Below are 12,755 nucleotides of genomic sequence, written 5' to 3' on the forward strand. Positions count from 1 at the left end.
CGGAGCCCCAAGCCCTTATGTCGCTTTCCACACTCACCCGAAGCCTTTTGGCCGCAACCCTCCTGTCCGGAACGGCTTTCCTGCCCGTCCATGCCCAGACCATACCGCAGCCACAAGGCTCTCCCGCCTCTGCGGTAGATCCGCGCATCGGAACCGGAGGGGCCGGACATACCTATCCGGGTGCCACCGTGCCGTTCGGCATGATCCAGCTCTCTCCCGATACCGCGATGACGGATTTTCATCACGCCTATGCCTGGGCGGCGGGCTACCAGTATGACGACCCAACGATTATGGGCTTCTCGCATACCCATTTCTCGGGCGCGGGCCATTCCGATCTCGGCGACGTTCTGGTGATGCCGATTGCGGGCGACGTGCGGCTGGAGCCCGGCGATGCCGCGGTGCCGGAAAGCGGATACCGCTCCCGCTTCCGCCATGCCACGGAAGTGGAAACTCCGGGCTATTACGCCGTCACGCTCGACGATTACAAAATTCGCGCCGAACTGAGCGCCTCCCGCCGCGTCGGCTGGCATCGCTATACGTTCCCCAAAGGCCAACCCGCCCATCTGCTGCTGGACCTGCGACCCAGCATCTACGACTATCCGGGCAAGGTTCTGTGGGCGCGCCTGCATGTTGCCGCCGATGGCACGGTCTCGGGCTGCCGGACGACGCGGGGCTGGGCGCCGGGGCGGACCCTGTGTTTTGCCATGCGTTTTTCAAAACCCATGACGGAACGCACGCTCTATAATCGCGAAACGAAAGTGGCGTATCGCGGCTTCAGTGGACCCGGAAACCACCCTGTCGATCATGAGGCGCAGAATGGCCGCGAACTGGAAGGCGTGTTCGATTTCGGACGTCTGAAAGAGCCGCTCCTCGTCAAAACCTCCATCTCCCCGGTCAGCGAAGAAAACGCCGTCGTCAATCTCGACAGCGAAGGACAGGGCTGGGATTTCGACGCACAGCACAACACGGCTCTGGGCGCATGGAACAAGGCCCTGTCGGTCATCGACATGCAGGGCACGCCGGATCAGCGGACGCAGTTTTATACCGCGCTCTATCACGTCATGCTGGCCCCCACGCTCAGCATGGATGCCAACGGCGACTTCACCGGCCCTGACTATCAGCGTCACCGCGCGGACGGGTTCGAGTTCTACTCCACATGGTCAATGTGGGACGTTTACCGCGCGCAACAGCCGCTTCTGGCCATCCTGCGCCCCGATATGAGTTCGCATTTCATCCGCTCGCTCATCGCGTCCCAGCAGACCAGTCCGTTCGGCCTGCTGCCGGTCTGGGCATATCAGGGCCTCGAGACCTGGTGCATGATCGGCTATCACGCCGTCCCGGTCATTGCGGATGCGTATCTGGCGGGCGTGCGCGGCTTCGATGCCGACGCAGCCCTCAAAAGCATGATCCGCAGCGCAACCTACGGACCTTACGGCGACCTGACCGACTACATGAAAATCGGCTACGTCCCGATCGACAAAGAGCCCGAGGGCGCCTCCAAGACGCTGGAATACGCCTATGACGACTGGGCACTGGCCCGCATGGCGCGCGCGATGGGTAAAACCGATGTGGCGCGCACATTCGAAAAGCGCTCCGACAACTGGCGGAAGGTCTGGGACCCCGAAACGCGCTTCATGCGCGCCCGCACGTCCTCAGGCGCGTTCCACACGCCCTTCACCCCGGCCGCCGCCGCTTATGGAAGCGACTATACCGAAGGCAATGCCTGGCAGTATTCTTGGTATGTGCCGCAGAATATTCCGGGCCTGATAAAGGTCTTGGGCGGGCGTGAAAAATTCACGTCACGGATCGACGAACTGTTCGACACGAAGGTCGATCCTGCGATTTTCAAGAATGTCGAAGACATTAGCGGTCTGATCGGCTGGTATGCACATGGCAACGAGCCCGATCATCATGTCGCCTATCTGTATGATTATGCAGGTGCGCCATGGAAAACGCAGCAGCGCCTGACACAGATCATGCAGACACAATACGCCCTGCGCCCCGACGGTCTGGCGGGCAATGACGACCTGGGCCAGATGTCGGCATGGTATCTATTCACGGCCATGGGCTTCTATCCTGTCGCCCCGGCCAGTCAGGAATATGCAATCGGTCGGCCCTTCGTCTCCCGCGCCGTCATGCATCTGGGCAACGGACATGATTTCACGGTCACAGCCGACAATCTGGACGACGCCCATCCTTATGTTGGCAAAATGACGCTCAACGGTCAGCCCCTGAGCACTCCGTTCCTGCATCAGCAGGACGTTCTCGCAGGCGGCGAACTGCACTTCGTGATGCAGGCCCAGCCGCCAGCATAGCCCTACCTAAAAGTCCGTAAAATCTTTTGGCGATATTCCGGACTACTAAGCTGTTTCCCTCAACGGTCCGTCAGGGTTTTAAGAAACGCAATAATGGCTTCGCGATCATGCGGGGTCATGGCGGGCTGCTCGCCGGGTTTGCGATCGAACGGAGCGTCGGTCGTGTCCAGATTTGCACGGTACTGGGCCGGGATATCGTTGTACGCCTCAACATGCCCGGTCTTTGAAACCGGATAGAAGCGTTTGGGTTCAAGATCGCGCAAGGCGTAGAAATCAAGTACGTCCTCCAGCGAACGAAAAACGCCGTTATGGAAAAAGACCTTGCGCGTGGCCACGTTCCGTAGCGTCGGCGTGGTGAACATGCCGCAATAGAGGCTCAGAGCAGTCCGACCGTCGGGCTGACGATCACAGACCCCAAGATCATAGGAAGACGGGTTGTGATTGGCCTTGAGCGCCATATTACGCGGCGCTCCCAGGGCTTCGTACTGGTGATCTGTAAAAAGCGGCGGCAGGCGCGTGCTGGCGACCGTATCGACATGACACGCCGCGCAATTGCCTTTTGCGGGATCGTTAAAGGCCAGATACCCCTCCCGTTCCAGAGGGGAGAATTTTTCGTGTCCTTCGAGCCATCCATCGAATTTACTGTTGTAGCGATGAAAGGCCGGGTCCTCGATCTGATAGCGGGCCATGGCGAAAATCGCCTCGGCCAGCAGGAGGGAAGATGAGGCGTTAGTGCTCACACCAGCAAGCTGTTTCAGGGTTTCCGAATAGGGCGCATGAATGACGCGGTCCGTCACCTTCTCTGGCGTTGAGGCCATTTCAGCAGGATCGTAAAGCGGGCCGAGAGCCTGCTCCTGCAAGGTGTCGGCACGGCCGTCCCAGAACAGACCGCCCTGCGGCACCATATTTGCTGACGCAGCGCCCGGATTGGAGGCATTTTTTCCACCGCGCTGTGTAGCCGCCGCATTGGCCACGATAGCAGGTGCGGCTTCGCTGGTCGGATTGTCAGGACCAATACTGAAATTGGGATTCCGCTCGGCATAAGTCAGAGTTGGAATGGAGCGCCGCCCCTGAAGATCCAGATGCGCGCCACCCAGAAAAACAGGTGTTGCAGCCGAGGAGGCATAATGATTTCCGGGTTCATGACACGACGCACAGGACAGTCGGCCAGACCCGGAAATCAGAGGATCGTGAAAGATCTGTTTCCCGATTTCCGCCATCTGGGAGAGCGGATGAACATCCGGTCGCCGCAATGACACAGGACATGGATTGCTGCCGTCCTCTGCGGGAAGGCAGGAGCCAGTCTGCTGCGCCAGAGCACTTCCCGTCCAGAGAAGTGCCAGAAGAGTGATGCGACCCAGAAGAGGCCGCATCCGATGGTGAAAATCGGGCATAAAGATCAGAGGTAGCGTGAGAACATGGAGAAGATCGAGGACAGCAGGGAGGAGAAATAACCCTGCGCGTTATCGTTGGAAGCCGTGTCACCCGAGTGATGGCCGAACGGTGAGTCATCATGCCCGAAAGAATGATGGCCACCGCCATGATGGGGGTGACGGGTGGCAACGATATCGCCTGTGTTGTCGTCAAGCTCAAGCGTTTCCGTGTTGGGCTCGTGACGGAAGTCAAACAGATCGTCGATCTTGCCAGCCGTGGCATCAAAGGAACCCTGTCCCAGACGTTTGCCACCCAGCCAGTTGTCTTCGATGAAGCGTGCGATGGAGGCCTGGGTCGTCAGGGTATGGCTGACGAAGTTCTGCTTGGCCCAGGGCGAAATCACGATCAGCGGGATACGCGTTCCGGGTCCGCAACGGCCATTGACCGGCTTTCCGCCAACGCCCTTCGGAGCCGCGCCTGTGCCACAGATCCCTGCGCCACCGAGCTGGTCCGCAGAGGCGTCGAAAGAGCCGTGTGTCGGCGCGACATAGGCATGGTCATACCAGCCGTCAGAGTCATCATAAGCGATCAGGATTGCTGTATCCTGCCATTCCGGCAGCTTCTGAACAGCATTGACCACGTCAACCACGCCAACCTGCTCGTCCAGCGGGTCGGAATATCCAGCGTGACCGTCCTGATAGGCCGGGAGCTTGACGAAAGACACGGCAGGAAGGTTGCCGGCTTTCACGGCGGCGTAGAAATCCTTCAGATCATATTCATGATTTGCGGGTTCCTTTTTCGCCGTCCCCGGAACGTAGCTGTATCCGATGGACCTGACCGAAGCCGGGCGGGCATGGGTCGGGTTAGACGTGCTGAGGTAATACTGGAACCAGTTGTGATGCGGGATATAGTCCGCAACGTTTTCCGAAACGATGCTGGAATATGTTGTACGCGCACAGCCCGTGGAGCCATCCGTGTTGGAGGCGCTGAGGTCGAAGCCTCCCATGAAGCCGCCCCAGGTGATGCCACGCTCGTTCAGCAGGTCGCCGATATTGCGGCCCGTCATCATGCCCTGATTGGTCTTGGAGGAGCAGGCGTCGTAGCCGGGGTCGATGTCGTTGACCATCGTCCAGCCGCCCTGTCCGTCAGCCACATAGGCGGACGACTTGGCAACGGTGGACGGCTTCTGCGTGGTCGCCAGAAGCTGAAGACCGTTCGTCTGGCCGGAAACGACTTCAAGTGCGCCCGGGGTCGAGGGGCCATACGTGTCGGTGTAGGAATTATCGCTCATGGCAAAGCGCTGTGCATAACGCCAGTACGCCGTGACCGTGTTGCCATCGTAATAGCCGAGAACCTGCCCCTTGGTGCCGAAAGCACCAACGCCGCCGGATGTTCCACGACCGGTATAAAGCGGGAAGAGGTCCGCCTTGCCGTTATCATAGGCCATCTGCTCGGCCGTATAGGCGTGATTCTGGTCGGCCGTGCTGGCCTGAGTACGATCCAGACGGAACGGAAGCGCTGCGTCAGATCCGTTAGCCGGATTGGTGTTGGGATTCTGCTCCAGCAGTCCCTGCGAGAGCAGGTTGTTGACTGTCGGTGTGCCGAGGCGCGCCCTGAATCCCGGCTCTCCCGTAGGGTTTGCCGCCTTCGGATAGGTGGCGAAGTAATGATCGAAGGAGACGTTCTCCTGATAGATCACCACCAGATGACGAATGGGGGTCCGGGTCTCGGACCCATGATGGAATGAACCCTGATTCTGGTCCTGCCACTGGTCATTCCAGGGATTCCAGCCACGAGCCTGACTGAGGGCAGGAGCGGCAACCGATAGGGAGAGCAGAACAGACAGAGCAATTTTGGTGCGCTTCGCAGACACGTCGCGGAATCTTTCATGATGCACGGCATGACCGGAACAAGGTGCCAGAGGTTCAGGTGAACACCATCTTTACCGGCTCACGCCAACACAGTGGATGAGACAGTGCGTTAACTAAATGAAAGCCATTAAAAGAAGTGTTATGGTTTCGTGAAAAGCGATATCGTTTGAAACATTACTGTCACGGAGCTTCCCCGGACGCCGGATCGAAATGAAACGTCGGTTTTGACTGACCCGAAACGGGAGCAGCCGGTGAAGTGCTCGGGGGCACACTCGGCGTTGTTGCACCCGGCGGCCGAGATGCTGCCTGAGAAGAATGTTTCGCAAAAACCGGAGCGAGATGCCGCACGCTTTGCCCGCGTTTGAGAGTTACTCCGCCCGCACTGATCTCCACGATGCTCCAGTCGCTCACTTTGTCACCGGCAGCCACGACCTTGCCGCGGCTCCCGGAAGCGCCGGTCCTGATGATTGCCCGCCATCCTCCCGGATGCCCAGAAATCCCCACAACCTGCGGCTCACCCGCCTGCACAGCGCCCCTGCCCTTTGGCTGGCGGTCAGGCTCGAACAAAGGATGTGCCAGAATGGAGTCAACATCGATCCTCTGAGGCTCCTTTTGGGGTTGAGCATAGGCATGCCCCATCAGCAGAAAACTGCCAAACAGACCGGCGTAAGACGTTCGTGCCAATATCGTCATGAAACATCTTCCCTCTGATCTGACCGGATTGGTCGCCGTCATGTTCTTACTCTCCGGCGGGAGCAGCGAGCAGCGGGCGCACCAGAATGGCGGGCCAGAGGTCCCCTCCTCCGACGCGTTCCAGCCGAATGCGGACCAGCAGGGGCAGCGCCCGGCTTTCCCATGTTTTCTGCCAGACATAATGTCCCTCAACGACGCCGTAATAAGAAAATTCAACGCGCCCCACATTATGGGCCAGCGTTTCTTCATGCGGAATTTCAGGTTGCAGGGCGCAGTCCGCGCGCCGGAACCGCCCCCAGCGCAGAACCAGCCGTTTGTCCGCATCCACGCCGAACGCCACCTGAACCTGTTTCCTGTAACCGCCCTGCTCCGGCAGCCACGACACGAAACCAAGCCGCTCTGCATCGCCCGAAAAGACGGAAGCACCTCGGGCATCGGGGGGTTCCGCACGCTCGATCAGACGACGCAGGGACTCTTCCGTTCCCTGAAACGTTGCCTCGTCCCCATAGCGTCGCTCCGCCTGCGACCAACCGCGCGTTCCTACGCCTACACCCTGCCAGAGGGCGACGGACAGCAGCCCGAACACGACCGTCACGACCAGAATTTCCAGCAGCGTGAAACCGTCTTCTCCCGAACCTTCCCCTCCACCCGGCTTCATTCCTGCACGGCAGCCCCAACTGCCCTCCCCGACAGAGACACAGACCGCGCCGCGCCGTCTTCCCACACTCGCACCTCAATCGAAAACAGCCCCAGTGGCGCCCGCTCCCCCCTCGCCGGAGACGCTGTAATCTGGTGGATGTCCACGCTGGAATGATAATGCGGCGGGACGTCATAGGTCTGCGAGCCCGGCCGGAAAGACGGCATGGCCAATGCACCATCCAGCTGCGACCGGGCTACAGAAAGCAGACGCAAACCATGATCCGCCCGTCCCCCGCCCGCCAGCCCCGCTTCGATCGAGCCCAGCATGGCCGCCAGGGCAAAACCCGCGATCATCAGGGCCACGATGACTTCCAGCAGCGTGAAACCCTGATCCGGGCGCAAAGTGCGGACCGGTCGTTCAGCGCTCATCGATCTGAATCCGTCCCGTTACGTCGCTGAAGCTGACAAGAGCGGCATGATGCCCCAGAACAACCATCAGCGGCGGCCCCGTCACGCGTCCATCCGCCATGAACCGGTAAGACGCCCGCGCCATCATCCCGCCAGAGACCGTCGGAACAAACGCCCGCGCAGGCTTGTGAATGCGCGTCGTCCGGAGCGTGTGTCCCTCAACCGTCAGGAACGTCCCCTCCGTGCTGTCCAGCAGAACCGTCACGGTTTCACCACGGGTTTCAGACAGATCCTGAGCCTGATGCAGGAGATCCACAACCTGTCGCCGCGCCACGGAAAAGGAGAGGGCCTCACTCCGTAGCGGTCCCCGCTCCAGCGCAACACCCAGCAGAATCCCGGCAATGGCCAGCACCACCATGATTTCCAGAAGAGTAAAACCGGCATCCCCCCGGCCCTGCGCGTCAATGTGCAAGATCATTAAGGCTCAGCATCGCCAGAAGCAGCGCGGAGACGATCCCGGCCACCAGAACGCCCATGATGATGGTAATCGCCGGGACGAGAATGGCCAGAAGACGCTGGATAATGACGCGACTTGCATCCTCATGAATATCAGCAGACCGCAGGGCAATAGCCGAAAGCTGGGCCGTTTCTTCACCCACGCGCAGAAAATGGATCATGGCTTCGGGAAAAACCTTCGTCCGCTCCAGAGAATAGGCCAGACCCCGCCCCTCTCGCATGTCCCGCGTAGCCTCGCTGACACACGCCGCGCCCGCCGTGTTTCCGATGACCCCCTCCGTGATTCTCAGAGCCCCCACAATGGGGACACCGTTCTGCATCAGCGTGCCGAGCGTGCGGGTAAACTGGGCGGCCATGATCTCCAGCAGCAGCGATCCAAGGATCGGAACCCGCAGCAGAAAACGGTCAAAGACAAGCCGCCGCTCAGGCTTCCGAAGTATTGCGTGAATACTGACGCCCGCAATTCCGAAAGCGGTCAGCAGCACCAGCCCCCAATGCGTCAGGAAACTGCCCGTCGCAATCACGATCCGCGTTGCCAGCGGCAGGGTAGCGCCATTTTCTTCAAACAGAGGCACGAACTGCGGCAGCACCTGCGTCAGCAGAAGCACGATCGAGAACACGGACGCCACGACCAGAACCGCCGGATAGATCATCGCGGACTGGATGGTCGCCCGCAGCTTTCTCTCCCGTTCGAGCAGTTCCGAAAGATGCAGCAAAGCCTCTCCTAGCGCGCCCCCCGCTTCCCCGGCCCGGACCATGCCCACATAGAGTTTTGGAAAGACGGAGGGCATGGTCTCAAGGGCCTCGGCAAAGGCCTCACCATCCCTGACCCGATCCCGCAACGCCCCGATGACCCGACCATTGCGCGGCCCCACGGCCGTTTCCCCCAGAAACCTGAGAGCACGGTCCAGATCGAGCCCGGCGGTCAGCATGGTTGCCAGTTTGCGGGTAAAATCCGCAACCTCAGCAGGCCGCAGCCGAAGCGTATGGCGTCGCCCCAGCAGCATCCGTACGCCGCCCTGCACTGCGCCCCGCCGCGTTGCGGGCGCGACCTGCACGACCATCAGTTTCTGCCGTTGCAGCCGCTGCATCACCTGCTGTTCCGTGCTGGCAAGCATGTCGCCATGCACCAGCCGCCCGTCCGGACCAACCGCGCTGTAGTGCCACATCTCGGAAGGACCCGATGCCGCACTCATCCGTCATGCCCGATGATGCGCGAAACCTCTTCAAGAGACGTCTCGCCTTCAAGCGCCAGCCTCAGACCCGCCTGAAACAGCGTTTCCATTCCTGCCGCAACAGCAGCCTGTTCGATCTCGGAATGGTCCGCCCCTGCCATGATGAGGCGGGAAATCTCCCGCGATGTCGGAAGAAATTCCGCCACGGCACTGCGGCCGCTATAGCCGGTCTGACGACACTCCGCACAGCCCACCGGATGCCACAACGTGTGCGACACCTCCGGATCAAGACCCAGACGATGCGCGAGTGCCGGATCAACAGCTTCAGGACAGCGACAGTGTCCACACAGCCGCCGCACAAGCCTCTGCGCCAGAATACCGCGCAGAACGGCCGTCATGAGATAGTCTTCCAGCCCCATGTCCCGCAGTCGCGTCACCGCCGCCGCCGCCGAATTCGTATGCAGCGTGGACAGCACGAGATGCCCGGTCAAAGCTGCCTGTACGGCAATCTGGACGGTCTCGGTATCGCGAATTTCACCCACCATGATGACATCAGGGTCCTGACGCAGAATGGCCCGGAGCAGACTGGCAAATGTCAGACCGATGGCCGGTCTGATCTGAAGCTGGTTGATCCCCGAGAGCTGATACTCCACCGGGTCCTCGACCGTCATGACATTGCGCTCGGTCGCATTGAGGCCGGCCAACCCCGTATAAAGGGTGGTGGTCTTGCCCGAACCAGTCGGTCCCGTCACCAGAACAATCCCGTTAGGCATCTCCAGTGCAGAGCGGAACGCCGCGATGACGGAGGGCGCAAGGCCCAGACGGCTGTAGTCGAAACTGACGGTCGTACGGTCCAGAACACGCAGAACGACTGTCTCCCCATGCAGTGACGGAACGGTCGAGACCCGGAAATCCACCTCATGCCCGCGCACGGCCAGCTTGATGCGCCCGTCCTGCGGCAACCTGCGTTCCGCAATGTCCAGCTTGGCCATGATCTTGATACGCGACACGATCGCGGCCGCCAGCCGCGGGCTCTGGCTGTCCACCTCATGCAGCACGCCGTCATAACGATACCGGACCAGAATCCGGTCCTCGAAGGGTTCGATATGAATATCCGACGCCCGCGTTTCCACAGCCTGAAAAATCAGCTGGTTCACCAGCCGGATAATCGGTGCTTCGCTGGCAAGATCCTTCAGCCGGTCCGTATCGTCCTCGGCAGCAGACCCTTCCGCATCGAAAGCACCCTGCCCTTCGGAGCCGTCCGCGCCGTCCTCAGGATAAAGCCGGTTCAAAATCGCAGAGATATCCGACGGCCGCCCCACCTCACGCCGGACCTCGCAGCCCGTAGCGAGGTGAACAGCAGCCGAAGTGTAATCATCCAACGGATCCGCCATGGCCAGACGCAGCGTACCCTGCACACAGTCCAGCGGAACGGCGCGCGCCTGATGTAAGAACCGTGCCCCCAGATCGTCGGGCAGAACCGGCTCCAGCACTGCGGCCAGTTGCTCCGGTGTCAGAACGGTTCCGCCAAGCATGGCAGCATAGGTTGCAGCCAGATCGCCCTCGCTGACCAGACCGAGTTGGAGCAAAACAAGCGCCAGAGACTGCCCTGTCTCGGTCGCCACGTTCCGCGCACGCTCCAGCGCACGATCTTCGCAGACGCCGCGCTCGCTCAGAGCAGCCTCAAGGCGCGCATCAGCCGAAACCATGCAAAACTCCCGCGGCCTTGCGAGACAGACGGACGCTTCTCATGAGCTTGTCGTGCAACTGCAAATCCGCCAGTGTCCCACCGCCATGACCGTTTCCCTGCTTGTTGCCGTTTTCCTTCTGACCCCGGTTGCGGGGAGCTTTCTGGGCGTGCTCATACGCCGGATCCCGAGGGGAGAAACCGTGGTTTCCGGCCGCTCGCATTGTGAAAGCTGCCATGTTCCGCTGTCTGCCCGCGACCTGATTCCGATCCTGTCCTACGCGATGCAGAAGGGGCGGTGCCGTCACTGCAAAAGCCGGATTACCCCAGACCATCTCTGGATCGAACTTGCGGCGCTCACCGTGCCCGCCATGGCCCTTCTGGCCCGCATGATCGCCAGTCATTTTCAGGACATCCCCTTCCAGCTGGCCGACTGGGACGCGCTGTCCTTTGTGGGAGACTGCATCCTCGGCTGGGGGTTGCTCGCCCTGTCCGTGATCGACCTGATCTGCCTGCGCCTTCCAGACATGCTGACGCTGCCGCTGCTTCTGATCGGGCTTGTGGAAGGATATGTCACAGCCGGAACGGACGGCGCGCTGGACCGTGCGCTCGGTAGTACGGCGGGGTGGCTGATCTTCGCGCTCATTGCCGTCGGATACAGGATGATCCGTCACAGGCAGGGTCTCGGAGGGGGGGACGTCAAGCTGCTGGCCATGGGCGGAGCCTGGGTCGGGCTGGGCGCGCTGCCTGTTATCATCGGTGCGGGTTCGGCCTTCGGTATCGTGCTGGCTCTGGCAACGGCCATGCGCTCGGGGCGCTTCAACATGACGATCCTTGTTCCCTTTGGCCCGTGCCTTGCCGCAGCGATCTGGCTGGCGCGTCTCATGCTGTGTCGTTCGTGATCCTGCCATGACTTACCCGATGCCCTGATACAGGGGCAGAGAGGTTTTCGAACTGTCATGAATTTATAATATTCCAGCCCTGTCATCCTGCGGGGGTGCAATGATATTGCCTCGCGGAGCCTTTCATTCCCTTGCATGTGGACCGTTTCATCAGGTGGCCCCTCCCCGCTTTCCCGTGTTCCGTCTCAACACATGATCCTGTCGATACCGGGGTTTGACACTGTCTTCCGCTGGTGGCTGAGCCGTATGGCGGAACTCCTGCCTGCCGCCCTGAGGCGGGACCAGAAGCAGGATGTGCGCCTCCCGATCCGGCCGGACGGGACCCTGGAACCCGGCAGCCTGTCCCGCGTTCCGCTCCCGTCCTCCCGCAAGAAGAGCCTGCTTTCGGCCCGTCCCGCGCCGTTCTGTCTTGTCCTGCCTTCCGGTGCCATCCTGTCGCGTGAACTCACTTTGCCCCGCGCAGCAGCCCCTCATGCGGTGCAGACCATCGGCTACGATCTGGACAGGCTGACCCCGTTCCGCCCCGAAGACGTCGTCTGGACTGTCACGCCAACGGGGAAACCCTTCCCCCTGCGCAATGGTCAGGTGAGCTTCCGCCTTCTCGTGGCCCCACGCCGTGCCTTTGAAAAAGCGATGCAGGAACTGGCAGAGCATGCCATCAGCCCGACGCATCTGCGGTGCGAGGGGCTGGAGGGTGTCCTGCCACTCGGCACGCCCTCGAAGACCACAAAGATCCGGCCTTCTCTGCTCGTTCTGCTGGGTCTTGCCCTGATCGCATCACCCTTTATCCGTCAGGAAATCTCGCACCTGCGGCTCGATCACGCCCTCTCCGCGCTGTCCGCAGAAAAACAGCAAGCCGAGGCGCTGCGGCGAGACATCACCCGCTTCACACAGGGGCCAGCCGCTATCCGCCGGGAAGAACACCGGCTGGGATCGTCCCTCCTTGTTTTGCAAACCCTCACACAGGCGTTGCCGGAAGATACATTCCTGACAGAACTGCATCTGCATGAACGTCATGTCACGTTGGAAGGACAGTCCGCACAGGCTACGCAACTGATCGGCATTCTGGAGCACCATGCCGCATTTTCGAACGCGGCTTTCTCGGGGCCGATCACACGCTCCGAAGACCGTCGGCAGGATCTGTTCACCCTTCATGCTGACGCTCCGGGTTGATC

At 60.8% G+C, this 12,755-nt stretch carries 11 protein-coding genes; 3 read left to right on the plus strand and 8 right to left on the minus strand.

Annotation, left to right across the window (positions count from 1 at the left end; genetic code table 11):
• Positions 1-17 precede the first annotated feature (17 nt).
• Positions 18-2,315, plus strand: a complete 2,298-nt coding sequence (locus tag HKD21_RS00740) for a GH92 family glycosyl hydrolase (protein WP_194253768.1) — start codon at positions 18-20, stop codon at positions 2,313-2,315.
• A gap of 59 nt (positions 2,316-2,374) precedes the next feature.
• On the opposite strand, the gene HKD21_RS00745 is transcribed toward HKD21_RS00740, so the two are convergent.
• The 8 genes from HKD21_RS00745 to HKD21_RS00780 form a co-directional block, all read right to left on the minus strand.
• Positions 2,375-3,709 (minus strand): cytochrome-c peroxidase, encoded by a 1,335-nt coding sequence (locus HKD21_RS00745; RefSeq protein WP_228120678.1) that lies wholly within the window; start codon positions 3,707-3,709, stop codon positions 2,375-2,377.
• A gap of 5 nt (positions 3,710-3,714) precedes the next feature.
• On the minus strand, positions 3,715-5,391 hold the full coding sequence (locus HKD21_RS00750; protein ID WP_407646513.1) for a phospholipase C: 1,677 nt from the start codon (positions 5,389-5,391) through the stop codon (positions 3,715-3,717).
• A 349-nt stretch (positions 5,392-5,740) separates the two neighbouring features.
• On the minus strand, positions 5,741-6,253 hold the full coding sequence (locus tag HKD21_RS00755; RefSeq protein WP_194253769.1) for a hypothetical protein: 513 nt from the start codon (positions 6,251-6,253) through the stop codon (positions 5,741-5,743).
• A 46-nt stretch (positions 6,254-6,299) separates the two neighbouring features.
• Positions 6,300-6,911, minus strand: a complete 612-nt coding sequence (locus tag HKD21_RS00760) for a prepilin-type N-terminal cleavage/methylation domain-containing protein (RefSeq protein WP_194253770.1) — start codon at positions 6,909-6,911, stop codon at positions 6,300-6,302.
• Complete coding sequence (locus HKD21_RS00765) at positions 6,908-7,321, minus strand: type IV pilus modification PilV family protein (protein ID WP_194253771.1); 414 nt, start codon at positions 7,319-7,321, stop codon at positions 6,908-6,910. The genes HKD21_RS00760 and HKD21_RS00765 overlap by 4 nt, the downstream gene beginning before the upstream one ends.
• Complete coding sequence (locus HKD21_RS00770) at positions 7,311-7,778, minus strand: pilus assembly FimT family protein (protein ID WP_194253772.1); 468 nt, start codon at positions 7,776-7,778, stop codon at positions 7,311-7,313. The genes HKD21_RS00765 and HKD21_RS00770 overlap by 11 nt, the downstream gene beginning before the upstream one ends.
• Positions 7,762-9,012 (minus strand): type II secretion system F family protein, encoded by a 1,251-nt coding sequence (locus HKD21_RS00775; protein WP_228120680.1) that lies wholly within the window; start codon positions 9,010-9,012, stop codon positions 7,762-7,764. Before HKD21_RS00775 ends, HKD21_RS00770 begins: the two co-directional genes overlap by 17 nt.
• Positions 9,009-10,700, minus strand: a complete 1,692-nt coding sequence (locus HKD21_RS00780; RefSeq protein ID WP_194253773.1) for a GspE/PulE family protein — start codon at positions 10,698-10,700, stop codon at positions 9,009-9,011. The genes HKD21_RS00775 and HKD21_RS00780 overlap by 4 nt, the downstream gene beginning before the upstream one ends.
• On the opposite strand from HKD21_RS00780, the gene HKD21_RS00785 reads away from it, so the two are divergent.
• Together HKD21_RS00785 and HKD21_RS00790 are read left to right on the plus strand one after the other, a co-directional pair.
• Entirely contained in the window at positions 10,699-11,580 is an 882-nt protein-coding gene (locus tag HKD21_RS00785) for a prepilin peptidase (RefSeq protein ID WP_228120682.1), read from the plus strand. The genes HKD21_RS00780 and HKD21_RS00785 overlap by 2 nt on opposite strands.
• A gap of 192 nt (positions 11,581-11,772) precedes the next feature.
• Complete coding sequence (locus tag HKD21_RS00790) at positions 11,773-12,753, plus strand: PilN domain-containing protein (protein ID WP_194253774.1); 981 nt, start codon at positions 11,773-11,775, stop codon at positions 12,751-12,753.
• Positions 12,754-12,755: the final 2 nt, after the last annotated feature.

Source organism: Gluconobacter cerevisiae (genome assembly GCF_015244675.1).
Classification (GTDB): domain Bacteria; phylum Pseudomonadota; class Alphaproteobacteria; order Acetobacterales; family Acetobacteraceae; genus Gluconobacter; species Gluconobacter cerevisiae.